Source organism: Streptomyces sp. NPDC044984 (assembly GCF_040646935.1).
GTDB lineage: Bacteria > Actinomycetota > Actinomycetes > Streptomycetales > Streptomycetaceae > Streptomyces.
Window position 1 is genome coordinate 11,681 of the sequence record NZ_JBEZBE010000003.1, and the last position, 22,681, is coordinate 34,361.

Annotated in this window: 21 protein-coding genes; 11 read left to right on the forward strand and 10 right to left on the reverse strand. The window is 71.9% G+C overall.

Translation table 11 applies throughout. The features are described 5' to 3' along the window. Positions 1-274 precede the first annotated feature (274 nt). Positions 275-1,294, forward strand: a complete 1,020-nt coding sequence (locus AB0A94_RS04080) for a YafY family protein (protein ID WP_361738515.1) — start codon at positions 275-277, stop codon at positions 1,292-1,294. On the opposite strand, the gene rdmE is transcribed toward AB0A94_RS04080, so the two are convergent. Next, positions 1,272-2,876 carry an aklavinone 12-hydroxylase RdmE gene (gene rdmE, locus AB0A94_RS04085; RefSeq protein WP_361738518.1) on the reverse strand — a complete coding sequence of 535 codons (1,605 nt, stop codon included), beginning with the start codon at positions 2,874-2,876 and terminating at the stop codon, positions 1,272-1,274. The genes AB0A94_RS04080 and rdmE overlap by 23 nt on opposite strands. Before the next feature lie 238 nt (positions 2,877-3,114). On the opposite strand from rdmE, the gene drrA reads away from it, so the two are divergent. The 3 genes from drrA to AB0A94_RS04100 all read left to right on the forward strand — a co-directional run bounded on the left by drrA (position 3,115) and on the right by AB0A94_RS04100 (position 6,652). After that, positions 3,115-4,107 carry a daunorubicin/doxorubicin transporter ATP-binding protein DrrA gene (gene drrA, locus AB0A94_RS04090; protein ID WP_361738521.1) on the forward strand — a complete coding sequence of 331 codons (993 nt, stop codon included), beginning with the start codon at positions 3,115-3,117 and terminating at the stop codon, positions 4,105-4,107. After that, positions 4,104-4,955 carry a daunorubicin/doxorubicin ABC transporter permease DrrB gene (drrB, locus tag AB0A94_RS04095; RefSeq protein WP_361738524.1) on the forward strand — a complete coding sequence of 284 codons (852 nt, stop codon included), beginning with the start codon at positions 4,104-4,106 and terminating at the stop codon, positions 4,953-4,955. Before drrA ends, drrB begins: the two co-directional genes overlap by 4 nt. Positions 4,956-5,080: 125 nt before the next feature. Further along, positions 5,081-6,652, forward strand: coding sequence for an FAD-binding protein (locus AB0A94_RS04100; RefSeq protein ID WP_361738527.1), 1,572 nt, complete (start codon positions 5,081-5,083; stop codon positions 6,650-6,652). On the opposite strand, the gene AB0A94_RS04105 is transcribed toward AB0A94_RS04100, so the two are convergent. Continuing rightward, on the reverse strand, positions 6,645-7,874 hold the full coding sequence (locus AB0A94_RS04105; protein WP_361738530.1) for a class I SAM-dependent methyltransferase: 1,230 nt from the start codon (positions 7,872-7,874) through the stop codon (positions 6,645-6,647). The genes AB0A94_RS04100 and AB0A94_RS04105 overlap by 8 nt on opposite strands. Before the next feature lie 62 nt (positions 7,875-7,936). Further along, complete coding sequence (locus AB0A94_RS04110; protein ID WP_361738533.1) at positions 7,937-8,716, reverse strand: cyclase family protein; 780 nt, start codon at positions 8,714-8,716, stop codon at positions 7,937-7,939. 164 nt (positions 8,717-8,880) lie between these two features. Here AB0A94_RS04110 and AB0A94_RS04115 point away from each other — a divergent pair, with 164 nt between their 5' ends. Genes AB0A94_RS04115 through AB0A94_RS04125 form a run of 3 tightly spaced genes read left to right on the forward strand, consistent with a single transcriptional unit; the run spans position 8,881 to position 11,705 of the window. Beyond that, complete coding sequence (locus tag AB0A94_RS04115) at positions 8,881-10,101, forward strand: acyl-CoA dehydrogenase family protein (protein ID WP_361738536.1); 1,221 nt, start codon at positions 8,881-8,883, stop codon at positions 10,099-10,101. Between the two features lie 46 nt (positions 10,102-10,147). Continuing rightward, positions 10,148-10,774 carry a dTDP-4-dehydrorhamnose 3,5-epimerase DnmU gene (gene dnmU / locus AB0A94_RS04120; RefSeq protein WP_361738539.1) on the forward strand — a complete coding sequence of 209 codons (627 nt, stop codon included), beginning with the start codon at positions 10,148-10,150 and terminating at the stop codon, positions 10,772-10,774. 7 nt (positions 10,775-10,781) lie between these two features. Continuing rightward, positions 10,782-11,705 carry an NAD-dependent epimerase/dehydratase gene (locus tag AB0A94_RS04125; RefSeq protein WP_361738542.1) on the forward strand — a complete coding sequence of 308 codons (924 nt, stop codon included), beginning with the start codon at positions 10,782-10,784 and terminating at the stop codon, positions 11,703-11,705. A gap of 2 nt (positions 11,706-11,707) precedes the next feature. Here AB0A94_RS04125 and AB0A94_RS04130 read toward each other — a convergent pair whose 3' ends face one another. From AB0A94_RS04130 to AB0A94_RS04155, 6 genes are all read right to left on the reverse strand, one after another. Beyond that, on the reverse strand, positions 11,708-12,820 hold the full coding sequence (locus tag AB0A94_RS04130) for a DegT/DnrJ/EryC1/StrS family aminotransferase (RefSeq protein WP_361738545.1): 1,113 nt from the start codon (positions 12,818-12,820) through the stop codon (positions 11,708-11,710). A 22-nt stretch (positions 12,821-12,842) separates the two neighbouring features. Continuing rightward, positions 12,843-13,661 (reverse strand): AfsR/SARP family transcriptional regulator, encoded by an 819-nt coding sequence (locus tag AB0A94_RS04135; RefSeq protein WP_361738548.1) that lies wholly within the window; start codon positions 13,659-13,661, stop codon positions 12,843-12,845. 269 nt (positions 13,662-13,930) lie between these two features. After that, complete coding sequence (locus tag AB0A94_RS04140; RefSeq protein ID WP_361738551.1) at positions 13,931-15,142, reverse strand: cytochrome P450; 1,212 nt, start codon at positions 15,140-15,142, stop codon at positions 13,931-13,933. Between the two features lie 53 nt (positions 15,143-15,195). Continuing rightward, entirely contained in the window at positions 15,196-16,023 is an 828-nt protein-coding gene (locus tag AB0A94_RS04145; protein ID WP_361738554.1) for a VOC family protein, read from the reverse strand. Between the two features lie 73 nt (positions 16,024-16,096). After that, complete coding sequence (locus AB0A94_RS04150; RefSeq protein ID WP_361738557.1) at positions 16,097-16,960, reverse strand: SDR family NAD(P)-dependent oxidoreductase; 864 nt, start codon at positions 16,958-16,960, stop codon at positions 16,097-16,099. Then, on the reverse strand, positions 16,957-17,211 hold the full coding sequence (locus AB0A94_RS04155) for an acyl carrier protein (protein WP_361738559.1): 255 nt from the start codon (positions 17,209-17,211) through the stop codon (positions 16,957-16,959). The genes AB0A94_RS04150 and AB0A94_RS04155 overlap by 4 nt, the downstream gene beginning before the upstream one ends. 228 nt (positions 17,212-17,439) lie before the next feature. Between AB0A94_RS04155 and AB0A94_RS04160 the strand changes: the two genes are divergently transcribed. Genes AB0A94_RS04160 through AB0A94_RS04175 form a run of 4 tightly spaced genes read left to right on the forward strand, consistent with a single transcriptional unit; the run spans position 17,440 to position 21,567 of the window. Further along, complete coding sequence (locus tag AB0A94_RS04160; RefSeq protein WP_361738561.1) at positions 17,440-17,895, forward strand: nuclear transport factor 2 family protein; 456 nt, start codon at positions 17,440-17,442, stop codon at positions 17,893-17,895. A 2-nt stretch (positions 17,896-17,897) separates the two neighbouring features. Then, positions 17,898-19,463, forward strand: a complete 1,566-nt coding sequence (locus tag AB0A94_RS04165) for an NDP-hexose 2,3-dehydratase family protein (RefSeq protein WP_361738563.1) — start codon at positions 17,898-17,900, stop codon at positions 19,461-19,463. A gap of 7 nt (positions 19,464-19,470) precedes the next feature. After that, positions 19,471-20,802, forward strand: coding sequence for an activator-dependent family glycosyltransferase (locus AB0A94_RS04170; RefSeq protein ID WP_361738566.1), 1,332 nt, complete (start codon positions 19,471-19,473; stop codon positions 20,800-20,802). Between the two features lie 9 nt (positions 20,803-20,811). Further along, on the forward strand, positions 20,812-21,567 hold the full coding sequence (locus AB0A94_RS04175) for an SDR family oxidoreductase (protein WP_361738569.1): 756 nt from the start codon (positions 20,812-20,814) through the stop codon (positions 21,565-21,567). A gap of 153 nt (positions 21,568-21,720) precedes the next feature. Here the strand turns inward: AB0A94_RS04175 and AB0A94_RS04180 are convergent, their stop codons facing one another. Continuing rightward, on the reverse strand, positions 21,721-22,668 hold the full coding sequence (locus AB0A94_RS04180; RefSeq protein WP_361738572.1) for an aromatase/cyclase: 948 nt from the start codon (positions 22,666-22,668) through the stop codon (positions 21,721-21,723). Positions 22,669-22,681 lie beyond the last annotated feature (13 nt).

The following is a 22,681-nucleotide window of genomic DNA, read 5'->3' on the forward strand; positions in this document are numbered from 1 at the left end:
TTCCGCCCTGCCGGTCAGGTGATTCCGTGGTGCGCCCGCGGATCCGCAGGGAATGGACGGTGCGGGCGAGTGCGTGCCTGAGGCCCGCGCCCGGGTACTACTCATCGACTCCCCCGTCTTCTCCCGGCAAAAATTGGCGTGGTCTCGCCAACCGGGCTCACGTACGACTATAAGAGGCGATTCGGGCAGTGGCTACGGGTCCCTGTGAGGGCGAAGGGAAAACATGGCCGTATCGCGGCCATGGAGTGACCGCATTCCGTGCCACTCTGGGAGCATGACTGAGACGCCGTCCCGCATGCTCCGTCTGCTGTCCCTCCTCCAGAACAGCCGGGACTGGCCGGGGCGCAAGCTGGCGGAGCGGCTCGGGGTCAGTCCGCGGACGCTGCGCCGGGACGTGGAGCGGTTGCGGGAACTGGGCTATCCGGTTCAGGCCATACCGGGCGTCGGCGGGGGGTACCGGCTGGAGGCGGGCGCCAGTCTTCCGCCGCTGCTCCTCGACGACGACGAGGCGGTCGCCATCGCGGTCGGGTTGCGGACGGCCGCGGGGGGAAGCGTGGCGGACATCGAGGACACCTCGATCCGTGCGCTGGCCAAGCTGGAGCAGGTGCTGCCCAAGCGGCTGCGCAGCCGGGTCAACGCCCTCCAGATGTACACCGTTCCCATGTTCACGGTGGCCCCGACCGTGAACCCCGAGCACCTCGTGTCGGTGGCCCAGGCGTGCCGCGACCAGCAGCGGCTGAGGTTCACCTACCGCAAGCGCGACGGGGAGACGAGCAACCGTCTGGTGGAGCCGTACCGTCTGGTGCACGTGAACCGTAAGTGGTACGTGCTGTCCTGGGACATGGGGCGGCAGGACTGGCGCACCTTCCGCGTGGACCGCATGGAATCGCTGTTGCTGACGGGGGTGCGTTTCCAGCAGCGCGAGTTGCCGGCCGAGGACGCGGCGGCCTACGTGGCGCAGTCGATCACGTCCTCACTGGCCGGCTACCGGGCGCTGGTCACCCTGCACGCGCCGGTCGAAGTGGTGGCGGAGCGGATCCGCCCGCGTGACGGGATCCTCACGGCGGTCGACGACCGGACGTGCCGGTTGCGTTCGGCCGCCGACTCGCTGGAGTGGCTGGCGCTCACCATCGGGATGTTCGGCATCGAGTTCGAGGTGCACGAGCCGCCCGAACTGATCGACTACATCCAGGAGTTGTCGGACCGGCTGGCCCGAGCCGCGTCCCCGGGGTCGGACCGCTCCGTGGCGGCGCCGACGCGGGAGGTTCCGGTCAGCGGGCCAGCAGCCGGGTGAGCAGGGTGCTCAGCAGGTCCTGGGCCTCGGGTCCGGGCGCCACCGCCGTACGCCAGGCGACCACGCCGTCCGGGCGCACCAGGCAGGCTCCCGCCCGGCTGATCCCGTAGGTCCGCGTCAGTTCGCCGGAGGGATCGGCGACGTCGCGGCCGACGAGGTGGGCGTCGAGGCGGACGTCCAGGTCCCCGGCGGCGCGGACGGCCGCCCGCGCCCACGGTCCGCCCTCCGGCGCCACCAGGAACACCCAGCGGTCGCCGAACAGCTCGACGGTGGAACGCCGTGTCCCGTCCTGTTCGATCCAGACGTGGGGGGCGCGGAAGCCGGGGCGGCCGGACGGGCGTCGCGGGTCCTCGGTCGGCTCGGGGTCGTCGTCCTCGGCGGCGACGGCGTCGGACCGGTAGCGGAAGCCCAGGACCACCTGCGCCGTACCGCGTTCCTCGGGAACGCTGCCGAGCAGGTGGGGGGCCATGCGCTGGGCGTAGACGGCGAGGGACTCGTCGACGACGAGGTGGGCCACGAGCGACCGCTCCGCTCCGTAGCTGTCGAGGAGCTGCTCGCCCGCCTCGCCGCGCAGCACGGCGGCCAGCTTCCAGGCCACGTCGAATCCGTCGCCGATGGCGGTGTTGCCGCCCATTCCCCCGGTGGGCGGGGTGACCTTGGCGGCGTCACCGACCAGCAGCACCGGCCCTTCGCGCCACCGGTCGGCGATGTACGCCGCCATGTCCCACGCCTGGATGTCGAGGATGTCCGGTACGAGCCCGGGCGCGTCGACGGCCAGCCGGATCAGCTCGGTGCAGCGCTGCGGTGTGTAGTCGTCCGGCGTCTCGCCGCGTTCGGGGTCGTAGCGAACGTAGAAGGTGTGCCGGTTGGGCCGGTCGGTGGGGCCGAACGTGCCGGTGAAGAGCGGGTGTTGCAGGTAGTACCAGCCGGTGGAGCCGGGCGGTACGACGGCGGTGAGGTCGGCCTCGAAGATGACACCCATGAAGTGGGCCAGGGTGCCGTGGCCGTGCCGGGTGATGCCCAGGCTCTCCCGGATCGCGCTGCGGGGGCCGTCGGCGGCCACCAGGTAGCGGGCGTCCACGGTGCTCTCCGCTCCCGTGTTCAGATCGCGCAGGCGGGCGGTGACACCGTCGTCCCCCGCCTGGAAGGAGGTCAGTTCGGTGGCGAACCGGATGTCCGCGCCGTGCTTGGCGGCGTGGGCCACCAGGACGGGCTCCACCCGGTCCTGGGGGGCGAGGGCCCAGGGCATGGGCGTGCACTGCTCGGTCGCTCCGACCAGCTCCTCGAAGCTCTCCGCGAAGCTGTGCAGCACGCGACCGCCCACGCGCTCCACGACCTTGATGGTGAAGTCGCCCTGGGCGCCGCGGATGTCGTCCGTGGCCAGGATCTCGTCGGCCACGCCGCCGAAGCGGAACAGCTCCATGGTGCGCGGGTTCTGGCCGGCCGCCTTGGGCAGGACCGAGGTGGTGGCGTGCCGCTCCACCAGAAGGACCCGCACGCCCCGGCGGGCGAGGAACAGGGCGGTGGACAGCCCTCCGAGACCGCCGCCCACCACGAGGACATCGACATCCGGCTTCGACAAGGCCACCTCAACCTCCTGGGTTCGCGGCGTCCGCGGCCGCACCCCCAGGGTCGGGCGCCCCACTCGAGTGGGTCACGAGGACCGGTGGAGCGCCCGACGGAAAATGGCTTGGCGAGCTGGGCCATCGCGGCCATGAAGTGTCCTCATTGGGGGCTACGGTACTCAACGTGAAGCCGAGTGACCGAAATCATTTAACGTGCACGTTTTGTCCGCTCCATGTGACTACGGGGGGCGTTCTGTGAACACGCAGCCGACATGGGCCATCGAAACGTCGGGTCTCGTCAAGGCCTACAACGGGAGGAAGGCGGTGGACGGCCTGGATCTCCGCGTCCCGGCCGGTCTCGTCTACGGGATCCTGGGGCCGAACGGCTCCGGCAAGTCCACCACCATCCGCATGCTGGCGACGCTGCTGCGTCCGGACGGCGGTACGGCCCGGGTCTTCGGTCACGACGTGACGGACGAACCCGACACGGTTCGCCGCAGGATCAGTGTCACCGGTCAGTACGCCTCCGTGGACGAGGGCCTGACCGGTACGGAGAACCTCGTCATGATGGGCCGGCTCCAGGGCTACTCCTGGGCCCGGGCCAGGGAGCGTGCCGCCGAACTGATCGACGGATTCGGCCTCGGCGACGCCCGCGACCGGCTCCTGAAGACCTACTCCGGTGGCATGCGGCGGCGGCTCGACATCGCCGCGAGCATCGTGGTCACCCCCGACCTGCTCTTCCTGGACGAGCCGACCACCGGTCTCGACCCGCGCAGCCGGAACCAGGTCTGGGACATCGTCCGGGCGCTGGTGGACGCCGGCACGACGGTGCTGCTGACCACGCAGTACCTCGACGAGGCGGACCAACTGGCCGACCGCATCGCGGTCATCGACCACGGCCGGGTGATCGCGGAGGGCACCGTCGGGGAGCTGAAGTCCTCGCTCGGGTCCAACGTCCTGCGGCTGCGCCTGCACGACGCCCGGTCGCGCGCCGAGGCGGAACGGCTGCTGAGCGCGGAACTGGGCGTCACGGTCCACCGAGACTCCGACCCGACGGCGCTGACCGCACGGATCGACGACCCCCGGCAGGGCATGCGGGCCCTGGCCGAGCTGTCGCGCACACCGTTGGAGGTACGCAGCTTCTCCCTCGGCCAGTCCAGTCTCGACGAGGTGTTCCTGGCTCTGACCGGCCACCCGGTCGAGGACCGGAGCACCGAGGAAGCGACCGAAGAGGAGAAGGCGGCATGACCACATCCCCCGGCACCGTGGACTCCACGACCGCCGAGAGCGGCCGGCTGCGGACGGTGCTGTCCGCGGGTGAACGCCCGGCCCGCGCGACGGCGGTGTCCGCCACCCTGACCCATCTGTGGCGGGCGATGATGGCGTTCAAGCACTTCCCGGTGCAGCTGATCGACATCGTCCTGATGCCGCTGATCTTCCTGCTGATGTTCACGTACCTGTTCGGCGGGGCGTTCGCGGACTCCACCGAGGAGTACCTGCAGTTCTACCTTCCGGGTGTGACGGTGCAGGCGGTCGTCATGATGACGGTCTACACCGGCACCTCGCTCAACACGGACATCCACAAGGGCGTCTTCGACCGTTTCCGGACGCTTCCCTTCTGGCAGCCCGCGACGCTCGCGGGCAGTCTCCTCGGTGACGTGCTCCGCTACGTCGTCGCCCTGGCGACCACGGTGTCCCTCGGCCTGCTGCTGGGCTTCCGGCCCGACGGCGGCTTCCTCGGCGTGCTCGGCGCGGTCCTGGTGCTCATCGTCTTCGGGTTCAGCGTCAGCTGGATCTTCGCCGCCCTGGGCGTGGTGGCCAGCGAGCCCGAGCGGGTCTCGGGGACCAGCATGATCGTGCTGTATCCGCTGCTCTTCATGAGCAACATCTTCGTCATGCCGGAGACGATGCCGGGCTGGATGCAGGCCATCGTCGACGCCAACCCGATGAGCCACGCGGCGACGGCCTCCCGCGAGCTCATGCACGGTACCGCCGGCTTCTGGGACGTGGGCCTGGTCCTGTGCGTCTCCGCCGGTCTGGTGGCCGTCTTCGCACCGCTGACCATGCGTCTGTACCGCAACAAGAACGCCCACTGACGCGGCTGCCGGAGTGCCGCTCGCGCCACGCTGGAGCGACGTTGAGGGAGCGTGAGCGGCACACCTACTGTCCCCGGAGACACATCCCGGAGACAGTTCGCAGACACCTGGAAGGGGCGTCTTCCGTGGCCCGGTACCCGCAGGCTCCCTCGGCACCGCACGCACAGGTCCGGCCGTCCGCCGTCGTCGGCCGGCACGATCCCCGCTACCCCGACCTGGTCGGCCGCGGCATCAACGCCCGCTTCAGCCCCGATCCCGACACCATCCGGGTGGTGGCCACCGCGGAGCAGGCCGTGCGGGCGGTGCAGGACAGCGTGCGCGACGGCACCCGGCTGGCGGTGCGCAGCGGGGGGCACTGCTTCGAGTCGCTCGTGGACGACCCCGCCGTCACCACGGTGATCGACGTGTCCGAGATGCGGTCGGTGTACTACGACGAGGAACTGGACGCGTTCTCCGTCGACTCGGGGGCCACCCTCGGAACCATGTACCGGAGCCTGTACCTCGGGTGGGGCGTGACCGTCCCGGCCGGACGCTGCCCCGAGGTCGGGGTCGGCGGCCATGTGGCCGGCGGCGGGGGCGGAGCGCTGTCCCGCAGGTACGGGCTGTCGGTCGACCATCTTCACGGGGTCGAGGTGGTGGTGGTGGATTCCGGCGGGCGGGCGCGGCTGGTGCGGGCCACCAGGGAGCCGTCGGATCCGCACCGCGACCTGTGGTGGGCCCACACCGGTGGGGGCGCAGGCGGCTTCGGCCTGGTCACGCGCTATCTGTTCCGTTCCCCCGGCGCGGACACCGGCTCCCGGTCCGCGGACCCGGGCCGGTTGCTGCCCAGGCCACCGGCCTCGGTGTTGCGCAAGACGGTGCGCTGGGACTGGCAGAGCATCGACGAGGCCGCCTTCCTCACGCTCGTGGGGAACTTCGGCACCTGGCACGAGCGGCACGCGGCCCCCGGCGATCCGGGCGCCCAGCTCGACAACAGCCTCGCCCTGCCCCGGACCGGCGGCGGGCCCCTGACGCTGGAGACGGCCGTCGACGCCGCGCGGCCCGACGCGCAGGAGCTCACCGACCGGTTCATCGCGGAGGTGTCGAGGAACGTCGGCGCCCGCCCGGAGGTCTCGGCGACCACGCTGCCATGGCTCGCGGCGACACTCGTCCCGGACGAGTTCGCCGGGGTCAAGGGCCGGTTCAAGTCCAAGGCCGCCTTCCTGCGCACCGGGTGGGACGAGCGGCAGGCCCGGCTGGTGTACCGGCGGCTCACCGATACGTCCGGCTACCACAACCCCGCCGCGACGGTCTACCTGCTCTCGCACGGGGGTGAGGTGAACCGGCCCGGCCCGGCGGACACGGCCATGGCCCACCGGGACGCGGTGCTCAAGACCTACTGGTCGGTGTTCTGGTTCGACGAGGGAGAGGACGCCCTCCACCTGGACTGGGTGCGGGCGTCCTACGCGGAATTCTTCGACGACGCCGGCGGAGTGCCCGACCCCGGCCGCGGCTACGGGGGAGCCTTCGTGAACTACGCCGACGCCGACCTGGCCGAGCCGGACCTCAACCGCAGCGGCGTGCCCTGGCACCGTCTGTACTTCCGGGACAACTACGCCGCGCTTCAGCGGGCCAAGGAGCGCTGGGACCCGGACGACGTCTTCCGGCACGCCCTCTCCGTCCGGCTGCCCGGGGACGGAGCTCCCGCGATCAGCTGATGCGGAACTCCGGGACGTAGAGGATCCAGCGGCCCCCCTGTTTCGTGAACTCCGCCTCCCGCGCCTGGACTTCCTCCAGGTGGTTCCAGGCGAAGAGCAGCGCGTAGTCGGGGTAGGGGGGCCGGAAATCCTCCGCGGAGCGGATGGGGATGTGCGATCCGGGGAGCCGGCGGCCGATCTTGGCCGGCGTGGTGTCGTAGACGCACGGCAGCAGGTCGGGGCCGATCCCCGCGTAGTTGAGCACCGTGGCGCTCTTGGCGGTCGCCCCGTATCCGACGACGTAGAAGCCGAGGTCGCGCAGCTCGCGCAGGCGGGCCACCAGGTCCCAGCAGACCCGCTTGACCTGGGCGCCGAACTTCTCCAGCGTCGTCAGGTCGGCGAGCCCCCGCCGGCTCTCCTCGGCGATGAGCTCGCCGACCCGGGGGCTCGGCCGCCGCCGGCCCGCGCGGGCGATGGTGTAGCGGACCTCGCCGCCGTGCACCGGGAGCCGCTCGACGTCGACCAGTTCGAACCCGAAGCGTTGGGCGGTGGTGCTCACCGAGCGGGCCGTGAACAGGTAGAAGTGTTCGTCATAGATCTGGTCGAAGGTGTTCTTCTCGACGATGTCGCCGAGGTAGGGGTCCTCGAAGACGAAGACGCCGTCCGGAGCCAGCAGGGAGTCGATGCCGCGGAAGACGGAGTCCAGGTAGGGGATGTGACAGATGGTGTTGGCCGCGTAGATGACGTTCGCGGGCCCGTGTTCCTCGGCGATCTCCCGGGCCGTGGACTCCTCGAAGAACGCGGTCCGCACCTGGACGCCCTCGGCCCGGGACACGTCCGCGACACCTCCGGAGGGCTCCACGCCCAGGTGCCGGATGCCGGCGTCGCGCACCGTGCGGAGCATCACCCCGTCGTTGCTGCCGATCTCCACGCAGAACGGGTCCTGCCCGGTCAGCTCGGTGTCGATCAGCCGGCGGGCGGTGGCCGCGAAGTGCTCGCGCATCCGCTCGGACCCCGACGAGTGGTACGGGTAGTCGTAGCGGAACATACGGTCCCGGGGCACCTCCTCCAGCAGCTGGACCATGGTGCACGTGGCGCACATCCCGACCGCGAGCCGGAAGAAGAACTCGTCGTCGAGCTCCTCCTCCGCCGGGAAGTGGTCGGACAGCGGCTGGCGGCCGAAGTCGAAGAACTCCCGTACTCGGCCACCGCAGATACGACATGTCGATTCGTTCGGCTCCATGATCCCTCTCGATGCTGGGTGGCCACCGGGACGGGGCCACCGCCCGGAACGTTTCGGGGCGTTCATTCGTCGACGAAGGCGACCGCGCGGGTCCAGCCGGCGCCCGCGCCGGTGATCTTCACCGGGAAGCAGGCGACGTGGAAGCCGTCGCATCCCGGCAGCGCGGCCAGGTTCCCCAGCCGCTCGATCTGGCAGTACTCCCGCTGCCGGCCGGTGAAGTGCGCCGGCCAGAGCACCGACCGGTCTCCCGTCTCCCGGTACCGGCGGATGACGGCGCCGAACGGCGCGTCCAGGCTGAACGCGTCGGTGCCGATGACCCGCACACCGTGGTCGAGCAGCAGGTTCACGGCGGGACCGTCCAGACCGGTGAAGTCGGTGAAGTACCGCTCCGTCCCGGCCCGCTCGAAGGCGCCGGTGCGGAGCAGCACGATGGTGCCCGGCTCCGGCACCCGGCCGATGCGGGCCAGCTCCTTCTCCAGGTCCCCGGCGCCGGCCGTCGGCCCCTCGCAGCCGGTGAGGTCGAGCAGCAGCCCCGGGCCGTAGAACCAGTCGAGCGGCAGCTCGTCGATGTTCCGCGGCCTGCCGTCGCCGTAGTGCGCCCGTGAGCCGTAGTGGGAGGGAGCGTCTACGTGCGTGCCGGTGTGGGACGTGAGCGTGAGCCGGTCGAGCGACAGGAACTCGCCGTCGGGCAACTCGTCGGGGTCGAACTCCACGCCGAAATGACGCCGCATCTCCTCACTCATGTGGACGGCGCCGTCCCGAGGGCTGAGCACCTCGTGCCGCACTTCGTCCGGTTCCCATCCCGACGCGTCCACCGCGCTGGAGATGTCGATGATCCGCATGCTCGTCGCCTCCGCTCCTCTCGGGCAACCACAGCACACCGGCGAGCCCTAGAGCGGCGGCGGAACGCCGGTGGACCACGTGCCCGGAACCTCCGCTCCAGTGACGCTCGAACGGCGGTCGGCAGCCTGTTCCCAGGAGTTGTCTCCCATCCTTACGAGGAGTCATGACAGAGGCGTCTGTGTACGAACACCCAGGTGTCCTGGCCGACAACGGCCTGTGCGAACCCAAGACCCCGGCCGGACGGCGGCTGCTCGACCTCCTGGAGCGGTACCTGCCGGCCCTGGAGGCGGAGAGCCGGGAAAACGATCGCGAGGCCACTCTGCCCGTCCACCTGTTCGACCGAATGCGCAAGGAGGGAGCGCTGGGCGCCACCGTCCCGGAGGACCTCGGAGGGCTCGGCGTCCACTCGCTGCACGACGTCGCGCTGGCCCTGGCCCGGATCGCCGGCCGGGACGCGGGCGTGGCACTGGCCCTGCACATGCAGTTCAGCCGGGGCCTGACCCTGGACTTCGAGCGGCGGCACGGGGCGCCGTCGACACGGCCGTTCGCCGAGGACCTGCTCCGGCAGATGGGGTCGGGCGAGGCCGTGGTCTGCGGAGCGGTGAAGGACGTGCGCGGCACCACCGTGCTCACCCGCGCCGCGGACGGCTCCTACCGGCTGGACGGCCGCAAGACACTGGTCAGCATGGCCGGGATCGCCACCCACTACGTGGTGTCGGCCCGGCTGGAGGAGACGGGCGCCCCCGTCCGGCTGGCCGCGCCGGTGGTCGCGCGCACGAGCCCGGGCCTGACCGTGCTGGACAACTGGGACGGCATGGGCATGCGGTCCTCGGGCAGCGTGGACATCGTCTTCGACGGCTGTCCCGTGGACCGGAGCCGGGTCCTGCCGCGCGGCGAGCCGGGTGTCCGCGACGACGCGGCGCTCGCCGGGCAGACGGTGAGCTCGATCGCCATGCTGGGCATCTACGTCGGCATCGCCGAGGCCGCCCGAGGGATCGCCGTCGCGGAACTGCGCAGGCGCGGCGGCGCGCCGCCGGCCGGGGTGCGGACCACGATGGCCGAGATCGACACCCGGTTGTTCGCGCTGCACACCGCGGTGGCGAGTGCGCTGACCAGCGCCGACCGGCTCGCCGACGACCTCAGCGGCGACCTCGCCGCTCGTGGCCGCGCGATGATGACGCCCTTCCAGTACGCCAAGATGCTGGTCAACCGGCACGCCGTGGGTGTGGTGGACGACTGTCTGATGCTCGTGGGCGGGGCCGGCTACAGCAACTCCCACCCCCTGGCGCGCCTGTACCGCGATGTCCGGGCGGGTGGGTTCATGCACCCCTACAACTTCACGGACGGCGTCGACTACCTGAGCGAAGTGGCGCTCGGCCGATGAGCACCGGGCAGCGCGGGAACGAGACCCCTGGAGTCGGAGGACAGCGATGAAGGCGCGGGAACTGGCGGTGCGGGGGGCGTTCACGTTCGAGCCGGAGGTGTTCCCGGACGAGCGGGGGCTGTTCGTCTCACCGTTCCGGGAGGATGCGTTCACGGCCGCGGTCGGCCACCGGCTCTTCCCGGTGCGGCAGACGAACCACAGTCGGTCGCGGCGCGGGGTGGTGAGGGGCGTGCACTACACCGTGACGCCGCCGGGCTCGGCCAAGTACGTGTACTGCGCCCGCGGCAGGTCGCTCGACATCGTCGTCGACGTGCGGGTCGGCTCCCCGACGTACGGCCGGTGGGACGCCGTCGAGCTCGACCCCCGGGAGTTCCGGGCGGTGTACTTCCCGGTCGGGGTGGGGCACGCCTTCGTGGCCCTGGAGGACGACACCGTCATGTCGTACATGCTGTCCGGGGAGTACGTGCAGGCGAACGAGCTCGCCGTGTCGGTGCTGGATCCGGCGCTCGGGCTGCCCGTGCCGGGTGACCTGGAGCCGCTGCTGTCCGACCGGGACCGGGCGGCACCGACCCTGGAGCGGGCCCGGGCCGCCGGGACCCTTCCGGAGTACGCCGCGTGCCGGACGGTCGAGTCGGAACTGTGGCCGCCGACCGGGACACGTGAGGACGGGTGAGGCGGGCATGCGGGTCGTGGTTCTGGGGGCGACGGGCAGCGTCGGCCGGCAGGTCTGCGCGGCGTACGCGGCGCAGGGGTGGGACGTGCACGGCGTGGCCCGTCGCCCGGCACCGCATCTGAACGGGTGCGGGTTCACGGCGCTGGATCTCGCGGCCGCCGAGCCCGGGCGGATCGCCGCGGTGCTGGGTGATCCCCCGGCGGACGTCGTGGTCAACGCGGCGGGCGGCTGGGGCGACACCGAGGAGGAGATGACGTACTCGCACCTGCGGCTGGTGCGGCGTCTGGTCGAGGCCCTCGCACTGCTCCCGCACCGGCCCCGGCTGGTCCATCTGGGTTCGGTGCACGAGTACGGTCCCGTCCCCGCCGGCACGCTGCTGCGCGAGGACCTGGCGCCGGATCCGGTCACGCCGTACGCGCGCGTCAAGCTGGAGACCTCGTCGGCCGTCCTGGCCGCCGCGCGGACCGGCGTGCTGGACGCGGTGGTGCTGCGGGCGGCGAACATGTCGGGCCCGCACCCGCCGCAGGAGAGTTTCCTGGCCGCCCTGATGGCGCGTGTCAGCACCGCCCTCGCGCACGGCGGGCGGCTGGAGTTGAGCGTCGCCGACGCCCGGCGGGACTTCGTCGACGTGCGGGACGTCGCACAGGCGGTGATGCGGGCCGGGCAGGCTCCGGCGGTCGGTGGGCTGGTCGTCAACATCGGGCGCGGCGACGCCGTGCCGATCGGCGATCTGGTCGGCTGGCTGCTGGAGGCCGCCGCCTTCCCGGAGGACCGGGTCGACCGCCGGGCCGCGCCGGTGCGGAGCAAGGGCGGCGACTGGACCCGGCTGGACATCGGGCGGGCCCGGCGGTTGCTGCCCTGGGCGCCGCGCATCGGTCTGCGGGACTCCGTCCACAGCATGTGGCGGACCGCGTACGGCTCCCCGGGCTGAGGTCACAGGCCCGTGACGACCTCCCGGACCGCGTCGATCACCTTCTCCTGCGTGTCGGCGCGCAACGAGGGGTACATCGGCAGGGAGAAGATCTGGCCGGCCAGCCGCTCGGTCACCGGCAGGTCGCCGGGGCCGTAGCCGAGGTGGGCGAATCCGCTCATGGTGTGGACCGGCCACGGGTAGCTGATGTTCAGATGGATGTCGTAGGCGGTGAGCGCCTCCAGGATGCGGTCACGTTCGGGGTGGCGCACCACGTACACGTAGTAGACGTGGTCGTTGCCCTCGGCGGTCGTGGGCAGCACCAGGCCGTCGAGGTCGCCGAGTCCCTCCTCGTAGCGGCGGGCGACGGCCCGGCGGCCCTCGGCATAGGCGTCGAGGCGGCGCAGTTTCCGGCGGAGGATCTCGGCCTGCACCTCGTCGAGCCTGCTGTTGTGCCCGGGGGTGTCCACGACGTAGTAGCGCTCCTCCATGCCGTAGTAGCGCAATCGCCGCAGGCGCCGGTCGACTTCCGCGTCCGGCGTCACGACGGCGCCGCCGTCGCCGTAGGCGCCGAGGACCTTGGTCGGGTAGAAGGAGAAGGCCGCCGCGTGGCCCTGGGTGCCGACCAGCCGGCCGTGGTGGCGGGCGCCGTGGGCCTGAGCGCAGTCCTCCAGCACCTTCAAGTCGTGCTCGGCGGCGAGCTGGAGCACGGGCGACATGTCCACGCTCTGTCCGTAGAGGTGGACCGGGAGCAGGCACCGGGTGCGCGGACCGATCACCGATCGGAGCCGGTCGGTGTCCATGAGGTGGTCGTCCTCGTGCACGTCGACGAAGACGGGCGTGGCGCCCACGGCGTCGATGGCGACCACGGTGGGGGCCGCGGTGTTGGAGACCGTCACGACCTCGTCCCCCGGGCCGATGCCGAGCGCCCGCAGACCGAGGACCAGCGCGTTGGTGCCGTTGTCGACGCCGGTGCAGTGCGGCAGTCCGTGAAAGGCGGCGAACTCCTCCTCGAAAGAGCGGACGCTGCTTCCGAGAATGAGCTGGCCGGACTCGAATACGGTTTCCACCGCATCGAGAATGTCGGCGCGCTCTTCCCGGTATTCGTCGAGGTATTGCCAGACGTGGGTGGACACGGGACTCCTTGTCAGAGTGTGGTCAGGCAAGCGCGACGGATGCGGCTGCCGGTAATTCCGGACCGTTCCGGTCGATGCCGGGGTCGGCCCGGAGGATCGCGTGCTGGAGGTGCTGGAGACGGGCGGACGGTTCCACCCCCAGCTCGTTCACCAGTGTCTTGCGGAGTTTGATGAAGGTCTCGAGGGCCTGGCTCGTGCGGCCCGAGCGGTGGAGGGCGATCATGAACTGGGCCCACAGGTTCTCGTGCATGGGGTGACGGGCGGTGAGCGCCGACAGCTCGGGCAGCAGGCTCGCGTGCCGGCCCAGCCTGAGGTCGGTTTCCACGCGGGCCTCCAGGACACCGAGTCGGCTCTCCTCCAGGCGCGCCACCTCCATGCCGATCCGCAGGCCGGCGTGCACGTCCACGAGCGCGTCCCCGCGCCACAGGTCGAGGGCCTGGCGGAAGCGCGTGGAGGCCAGCTCGAGCTCCCCGCGCTCACCGGCCCGCTTGCCCTCCTCGGCGAGACGCTCGAAGGCGTACACGTCGGTACGGGTGTGGTCCACGTCGAGCAGGTAGCCGCCGTAGCAGGTGCGCAGTACGTCCTTGGCGGGTCCGTTGTGGCTCGCGCCGAGGGCCACGGTGATGCCCCGGCGCACCTGGAGGATGTAGGTCTGGAGGGTGGTCAGCGCGCTTGCCGGAGGGTGGGTTCCCCAGAGCTCCTCCATCAGCGCGGGCACCGGCACCACGGTTCCTGCCTGGAGGGCGAGCAGCGAGAACACTTGCCGGGGTTTTCTGGCTATCGGGGTCACCGACGTGCCGTTGTGGTGTGCGACGAGCGGGCCCAACATATTGATCTGCATTGTCGGTGCTCCCTCTGTGGCGTTCAGATCGCTTCAGCAGGTGGCATATTTCCGGCGGCCGAGGGATGTCCTCGGACGGCATCGCCTGTGCGCTCCATCCTCGCAAGTGAATGCCTGTCATGAAAGTGTGTTCGGCATTTGCGGGGGTTAATTCAGCACGTCCTGATGTGAGAAAGTCACAGGGAGGGCGTCCGCGCCGGGTACACCGCACGGGACCGCCCGCCGCGCACGGCGCGGCGGGCGGTCCCGTGCTGCGCGTGATCCGCGGATCAGCGCAGCCGGACGGGCAGTTCGGTGAGCCGCGCCGTCTGGGCCCCCTTCCGGCTCCACCGCAGCTCGTCGTACGGCACGGCCAGTCGGGCCTCGGGGAACCTGCTGCGCAGTACGCCGATCATCGTGCGCGACTCCAGCTGGGCCAGTTGCTCCCCGATGCAGTAGTGCGGCCCGTCGCCGAAGGTGAGCCGCCGCCACGAGGGACGCTCGGGGCGGAAGGCGTGCGGCTCGTCGTGATGGCGGCCGTCGGTGTTGGTGCCCTCGATGTCCACCAGCACCGGTGCTCCGCGGGGCAGCCGGACGCCGCCGAGGGTCACCTCCGTGGCCGCGAACCGCCACAACGTGTAGGGCACCGGCGGGTGGTAGCGCAGCGCCTCCTCCACGAACCGGGAGACGGCGTCGTCGTCGGCGTCCGCCGCGAGGCGGCCCGCCAGGACCTCCGCGAGCAGGAAGCCCAGGAAGGAGCCGGTGGTGTCGTGGCCCGCGAAGATGAGCCCGGTGATCATGTAGACGAGCTGCTCGTCGGAGACCGAGCCGAACTCGGCCTGCGCGCGTTCGTACAGCACGCGGGTCATGGTCCGGGTGTCGTTCCGCCGGGCCGAGCGCACGGCTTCGAGGAGCAGGCCCTCCAGGGCCGAGGTGTCCGGTACGCCCTCGGCCGGGTCCGCGCCGCCGCCCTCACCGCTCTGCGGGCCGCCGAGGCCGAGTGACTTGAGGACGCTGACGGCCTCGCGCGCCATCGCCGGATCGGTGACCGGCACGCCGAGCAGCTCGCAGATGACCAGCAGCGGGAAGTGGTACGCGAAGCCGCCGATCAGCTCGGCCGGTTTGCCCGACCGGTCGGAGGCGTCGGCGAGTCCGGTGAGCAGCCGGTCGGCGATGGCGGCGATGCGGTCCGTCCGCTCGGCCAGCCGGCGAGGGTTGAACGCGGGTGCGTGGATGCGGCGCAGGCGCCGGTGGGGCTCGCCGTCCACCGCGATGAGCGTGAACGGACGCAGCTCCGGGACGGGGCTGTCGAGACCGTCGTCCACCCCCCGCCAGGCCGCGGGAGCGAGGTCGGGGTCCTTCACGAACCGGGGATCGGCCAGCACCTCGCGGGCGAGGGCGTCGTCGGTGACGACCCAGGCGGGTCCACCCGCGGGGGCGTTCACCTCGACGACCGGGCCCGCCTCCCGGAAGACGTCGTGCACCTCGGGCTTGCGCTGCATGGTCATCATGGGACACGCGAACGGGTCGACGGCCACCCGGGGCGCCGCGCCGCTCACGAGGCACCGTCCGCCGCCGAGGGGTAACCCTCCCGCAGCTCGACCACGGAGAAGCCGGCCCCGTGCGGGTCGAGCAGGTCCGCCCGCCGCCCCCTGGGCGTGTCGGCGGGCTCGTTCTCGACGGAGCCGCCGAGTTCCACGGCACGCCGGGCCGTCGCGTCGCAGTCGCGCACGGCGAACAGCACGGCCCAGTGCGGCCGTACCGCGCCGGTGACGCCCAGCGCCCGAGTACCGGCGACCGGTGTGTCGCCGATGCGCCAGACCGGGTCGGTCACGCCCTTCAGACCGGTGTCGGTCGGAGCCAGTCCGAGGGTCGCCGAGTAGAAGTCCCGGGCGGCCCCGATGCCGTCGGTCACCAGCTCGACCCAGCCGACCGATCCGGGTACGCCGGTCACCTCCGCGCCCTCCATGAATCCCTTGCGCCAGACGGCGAACGCGGCCCCGGCGGGATCGGTGAAGACCGCCATCCGGCCGAGGCCGAGGACGTCCATGGGGGTCATGACGACCTCGCCGCCCGCCGTCTCGACCCGCTTGGTCAGCGCGTCGGCGTCGTCGGTGGCGAAGTACACGGTCCAGATGGCCGGCATGCCGTGCTGGTCGTTCCCGGGCCCGTACGGCCGGTGGTAGGGGGTGTCGATCTGGTGGCGGGCGACCGCGGCGACCAGCTTCCCGTCGGAGCTGAACGTCGTGTAACCCCCGGCGCCCGGGTCGCTGACCACAGTTGCGGTCCAGCCGAACAGGCCGGTGTAGAAGTCGGCCGAGGCGGCGACATCGGGCGAACCGAGGTCGAACCATGCGGGGGCACCGGGCGCGAACCTGGTCACGAGTCGTTCCTTTCGAGGGATCGGCACACGAGCGTCTGCGCTCGCGGATGAGACGGACATACGGGAGCGGCGGTCAGTGCGCGGTGTCGCCGACGGCGGCCTCGCCGGCCTCCCAGAGCTTCGCCGCGAGGCCGGCGTCGGCGGTCGGGCCGCTCACCGAGGACAGCCGTCGGTCGCTGTAGTAACCGCCCGTGGTCAGCTCCCCGGCCGGCGCGGTCGCCAGCCACACGAGGGTGTCAGCGCCCTTCGCCGAGGAGCGCAGGAAGGGGTTGAACCGGAAGTAGGACGAGGCGACCGTGCCCCGTCCGATGCGGGTGCGGACCTGGCCGGGGTGGTAGCTGACCGCCAGCACGTCCGGCCAGCGCCTGGCGGCCTCCGCCGCGGTCATGATGTTGGCTTGTTTGGACGTGCCGTACGCCTGGCCCGCGCTGTAGCGGTGACGGTCGCCGTTGAGGTCGTCCGGGTCGATCCGGCCCTGGGTGTACGCGTCGGACGAGGTGAGGATCAGCCGCCCGCCCGCGAGCCGCTCCCGCAGCAGCCGTGCCAGCAGGAAGCCCGCGAGGTGATTGACCTGGATGGTGGCCTCGAACCCGTCCGGGGTCATGGTGCGCGACCAGAACATGCCGCCGGCGTTGCTGGCCATGACGTCGATGCGCGGGTACCGGTCCCGCAGCCGCTCTCCCAGGTCGCGTACCTGGCGCAGCTCGGTGAAGTCCGCGCGGAAGGCGTCCGGGGCCGGGCCGGCGGTCCGGGCCACCTCGTTCGTGACGGTCCGCAGACGTTCGGGATCCCGGCCGACGAGTACGACGTGGGCCCCCTGGCGGGCGACCGCGAGGGCCGCCGCCCGGCCGATGCCGGACGTGGCCCCGGTGACCAGCACCGTCCGGCCCGACAGGCCGCCGTGCGGTGTCCCGTGGTGAGGGGTGGAGGCCGTCATGCCGCCGCCCGCAGCCTCTCGTTGACGAAGGACAGCATGCCGTGCGGCGTCCTGATCTCCGCCAGTTCCTCCTCGGGCAGCTTCACCCCGTAGGTCCGCTCGATGTGGTTGACCGTCTCCAGGACGGCCAGGGAGTCGAGCCCGAGGTCCTCGAAGGTCACGGTGTCCGCGTCCGCGAGGTCGGGGACCTCGTCCTCCCCCAGGCTCTGCCGCATGATCTCCCGCAGTTCCGTCAGGCTGAGCTCAGCCATCCCTGCTCCTCCGCACCGGTTGCTGCACGACGTGTACGGCCCGGTCGGGACCGCGGCGACCACCCTCGGTTCCGCAGGTCCAGTCGTACTGGAGCAGCGGTGGACCGGCGGTTGTCCGCCCCGCCTCAAGACGCGCGGAACAGGTTGGGCACGGTGCCGGCCGGCGGGTGCACGCGGCCGGACCGGGACCGGGCCATCCGAGGCCATCACACGACCCAAGGGGTGATCATGGACGCGCTTGCGGCGGACGACGCGCCGACGACCGAGCCGGCGGATTCGGCGGACCCCGGCACCTACCTCGGGGTGCAGCGGTTCTACGCCCGGCAGATGCAGCTCCTGGACGACGGCAGGGCCGAGGACTGGGCGCGCACGTTCACCCGCGACGGCGTCTTCGAGGTGGGCGGCGAGGCCGTCCGCGGGGCCTCGGACATCGCACGGGCCGCGCGGCGGACCACGGACCGGTTCGCCGCCGAAGGGGTCACCCGGCGGCACTGGATCGGCATGCTGACCGTCGACGGACAGGCCGACGAGGTCACGGCCCGCAGCTACGCGGTGGTGCTGGAGACGCCGCGCGACGGCGACCCGGTGCTGCGCCGCAGCACGGTGTGCACGGACGTCCTGGTGCGGGAGGCGGGCGAGTGGCGCGTCAAGCACCGCACCGTCACCCGGGACGGGTTGGACTGACCATGGGTGCCCTTCCGGTCCTCTCGGTGCGCCGGCACAGCGGAGCCGCGATGACCGCCCAGATCGCCCGGTCCGTCCTCGCCCGGGACGGCCTGGGCGGCGGCATGGAACGTTTCTGGGCGTGGTACGCCGACCGCTCGGCACAGGTGGTGCACCGCACCGAGCGGATCCCGCTGGACGCACTCAAGGGGTGGGACCGCCACCCGGTCACCGGGGCCGTCTCCCACCACACCGGGAGGTTCTTCAGCATCGAGGGACTGGACGTGCACATCCCGGGCGCCCCCGTGCCGCGCTGGTCCCAGCCGATCGTGAACCAGCCCGAGGTGGGCATCCTCGGCTTCCTGGTGCAGGAGCGCCACGGGCTCCTGCACTGCCTCGTCCAGGCCAAGTTCGAGCCCGGCAACCCCGGCGGGCTCCAGCTCTCCCCGACGGTCCAGGCCACCCGCAGCAACTACACGCGGGTGCACGGCGGCAAGGCCATCCCGTACCTGGAGCACTTCCGCGACACCGCCGGACGGCAGGTGGTCGCCGACGTGCTCCAGTCCGAACAGGGATCCTGGTTCTACCGCAAGCGCAACCGCAACATGATCGTCCAGGTGTTCGGCGAGGTTCCGTCGCACGAGGACTTCCACTGGCTGACGCTGGGCCAGCTGCACCGGCTGCTGGGGGTCGAGAACCTCGTGAACATGGACGCGAGGACGGTGCTGGCCTGCCTGCCGTTCGCGAGCGAGGGAGCGCACCCGCTGGCCGACGCGGAACCGGCCGGAGCCGACGGCCCCGGGGGCGGCCACCCGGTGGCCCCCGCTCGCTCCGACGGTGGCGAGAGCCGGGTGGACGCCGGTTTCCACCGCTCCCTCGTGCGGTCGTGCGCAGCGGCCGAGGGCAGCCTGCACAGCACCGTGGACATCGTCAGCTGGATCGCCGACCTGCGCAGCCGCACCGACGTGGTGACCCGCCCGGCCGCGCTGAACGCGCTACCGCACTGGTACGAGCGGGACGGCGTGATCGCCCACGAGAGCGGACGCTTCCTGGAGGTGATGGCCGTCGACGTGACGGCCGCCTCGCGGGAGGTGCCCGGCTGGAGCCAGCCGATGATCGAGCCCAAGGACCAGGGGGTCGCGGCCTTCCTGGTCCGGCGGATCGACGGGGTCCTCCACGTCCTGGCGCACGCGCGCGTGGAGCCCGGCTACGTCGACGTCGTGGAGATCGCACCCACCGTGCAGTGCACCCCGGGCAGTCTGCACGCCCTGCCCGCCGAGGCCAGGCCCCGCTTCCTCGACGCCGTGCTGGAGGCTCCGCCCGAGCGCGTGCGCTACGCGACCGCCCTCGCGGAGGAGGGAGGGCGCTTCTACCACGCGGTGAACACCTACATGATCGTCGAAGCCGACCGCGACATCCCGGACGGTGACGACTACCGCTGGCTGACGCTCCACCAACTGGTCGGGCTGCTGCGTCACTCCCACTACGTCAACGTCCAGGCCCGCACCCTGGTCGCCTGTCTGCACAGTCTGTCCGTGGGCTCGCCCGTCACCCGCTCGGCCGTGCCGTCCGCCCCGTCCCGGAGGTGAGTTCCCCGTGCGCGTCCTGTTCGCCACCATGGCCGCGCGGTCCCATGTCTACGCCCAGGTCACCCTGGCGTCGGCACTGCGGACCGCGGGACACGAAGTGCTCATGGCCAGCCAGCCCGACGTCCTCGACGACATCGTCCGGGCCGGTCTCACCGCGGTGCGGATCGGGGAGGACCTCAACATCGAAGAGGAGACCCGGGAGGCCAACGCCAGTTTCCAGGACGACCGCAACCTCGGCGGCCTCGCCATGAGCAACACCCGTCACGACCCCTTCCCGTGGGACCACGCGCTCGGCATGTTCACCGCGATGACCGCCATGGTCTTCCAGAACGTGAACCCCGAGCCCATGGTCGACGACCTCGTCGACCTCGCCCGCGACTGGCGGCCGGACCTCGTGGTCTGGGATCCGCTGACCCTGGCCGGTCCGGTGGCCGCCCGGCTCAGCGGGGCGGCGCACGCCCGGCTGCTGTTCGGCCCGGACCAGATGGGCCGGAACAGGACGGCGTTCCGCGCCCTGCTCGACCGGCAGCCGCCCGAGCTGCGCGACGACCCGCTGGCCGAGTGGCTCACCTGGACGCTGGAACGGTGCGGCGGCAGCGCCGGGGACATGAGCGAGGAACTGGTCCTCGGACAGTGGACGATCGACCCCACACCGCCGTCGATGCGCATCCCCCTGGACCTGCCCTGGGTGCCGGTGCGCTACGTGCCGTACAACGGGCCCTCCCTGCTCCCGGACTGGCTGCGCGAGCCGCCCCGCCACCCGCGGCGCCTGTGCCTGACGCTGGGTGTGTCACTCGGCGAGGCGACGGGCGCCGGCACGGTCGCCGCCTCCGACGTCCTGGCGGCCGTGGACGGCCTGGACGTGGAGGTCGTCGCCACCCTGCCGCAGGAGCTGCGCGAGGAGCTCGGCACCCTGCCGGCGAACGTGCGGGCCGTGGACTTCGTCCCGCTGAACGCCCTGCTGCCGTCCTGCTCGGGCATCATCCATCACGGCGGGTCCGGCACGTTCATGACCGCCCTGGCGCACGCGGTACCGCAGCTGATCGTGCCCGACATGATGTGGGACGCCATGGAGAAGGCGCACGGCCTGGCCCGCAGCGGTGCGGGCGGCTACGTGGACGCCCGGGACGTCTCGCCGGAACTGCTGCGCGAGCGCCTCCTCGCCCTGCTCGACGATCCTTCCTACGTCGTCGGGGCGCGCCGGGTGCGCGCCGAGATCGTCGGGACGCCGAGCCCGAACGACATCGTGCCCGTGCTGGAGCGACTGACCGCCGAGCACCGATCCGGCGGGGCGGAGCGGCCCCCGGCGCTCAAGTCGCCCTCCACCAGCGGTACCTAGCCTCGCCGCATGGAGAACACACAGCGATCCGTGATCGTGACCGGCGGCGGCTCCGGCATCGGACGAGCCGTCGCCCGTGCCTTCGCCGCCCGGGGTGACCGCGTCCTCGTCGTGGGCAGGACCCCCGGTCCGCTGGCGGAGACGGTGGACGGGCACAAGGACGCGCACACGCTGGCCGTGGACATCACCGACCCCGCGGCGCCGGAGGCGGTCGCCGGGGAGGTGCGCGAGCGGCTCGGCGGCGTGGTCGACGTGCTCGTGAACAATGCCGCCACGGCCGCCTTCGGGCACCTGGGCGAGTTGGACCGCACCGCGGTGGAGGCACAGGTGGCCACGAACCTCGTGGCCCCGGTACTGCTCACTCAGGCGCTGCTCGGCCCGCTGGAGACCGCTTCCGGCCTGGTCGTGAACATCGGTTCGGCGGGCGCGCTCGGCCGACGGGCCTGGCCCGGGAACGCGGTGTACGGGGCGGCCAAGGCGGGTCTGGACCTGCTGACGCGGTCCTGGGCCGTGGAACTCGGTCCCCGCGGCATCCGCGTGGTCGGTGTCGCCCCGGGGGTGATCGAGACCGGTGCGGGGGTCCGGGCGGGGATGTCCCAGGAGGCGTACGACGGATTCCTGGAGGCCATGGGCCGACGCGTTCCGCTCGGCCGCGTGGGCCGGCCCGAGGAAGTCGCGTGGTGGGTGGTACGACTCGCCGATCCCGAAGCCGTCTACGCCAGCGGCGCCGTGCTGGCCGTGGACGGGGGTCTCTCGGTGACGTGAGGCCCGTCGGCCCGGACACCCGCGGGGCGTCCTCCGTTCATCGGAGGGCGCCCCGCCGACGGGAGACCGCCCCGAGCACCGGCCGGAACGCGGCGGACCCCGCCCCGCGGGAGCGAGGCGGGGCAGGTTCCGTGCGGGCCCGGGACGCCCGCCTCAGGCGCCGGACTCGGCGTACCGCCTGGCCGCTTCCAGAGTCAGGAGGCTGTTGCGGCCCAGGGCCCGGCGGACGAAGTCCACGGTGTCCGCCTCACTCGCCCCGGCACCGAGGACACCGGGGATCGCCGAGCGTGCCACGGACACGGTGTGGGCCGAGGTGACGGCGATCCCGTCCCCGTCGTCGGCGGGCCGGACCGACCAGCGGCCGAGGTGGAGCGAGAGCAGCGGCGGCGTACGCAACTGCTTGTAGACGATGACGTGCCGTTCGGGGAAGCACACCCGCACCGACGAGGTGGTGTGCACCGAGCCGTCCGCGGTGAGGGTGTCCATCTCCATGTGCTGGAGCCCCGGTTCCTCCTCCTTGACCGCGATCCGCGCGACGTGGGAGAGCCGCTCTCCCCAGAGGTCGCTGCGGTGGAGGAAGTCGTAGACGTCCTCGGCACGGCCGTGAACGGTGACGGTGTCCTCGAAGGTCGTCGGCGCGGTGCCGTCGGGCCGTTCGAGCGCGGTGCGCAGGGACGCCAGTTCCGCCTTGCTGTTGCGGTCCACGGCCCGGTGGATCCAGTCGATCGTCTCCGGGTCGTCGTTCACGGCCCGGAAGTCGTGCGTGAGCCGCACCCGGGTGCCGCCGTCGGCGGCTTCCTCGACGATCCAGTCGCCGCCCATCGCGGCGACGGGACGGGCGGACACCTCCTGCCGGAAGCTGATGCGCCGGGCTCGTTCGTCGAGCTCGCGCCGCGACGTCCAGGTGCGCAGCGAGCCGTTGGCGGTGGCCCAGATGCGGATGCGCTCGGTGGAGCGGGTGCGCTCGACCTGTTCGACGTGGACGCTGGGCGGGAACACGGTGGGCCACGCCCGTGCGTCGGAGAGCACGGCGAACACGGTGTCCGGCGCGGCGGAGGTGTGGATCTCGTGCTCGGTCTGCTGAAGCGGCGACTCGGACATCTGCCCTCCTGGG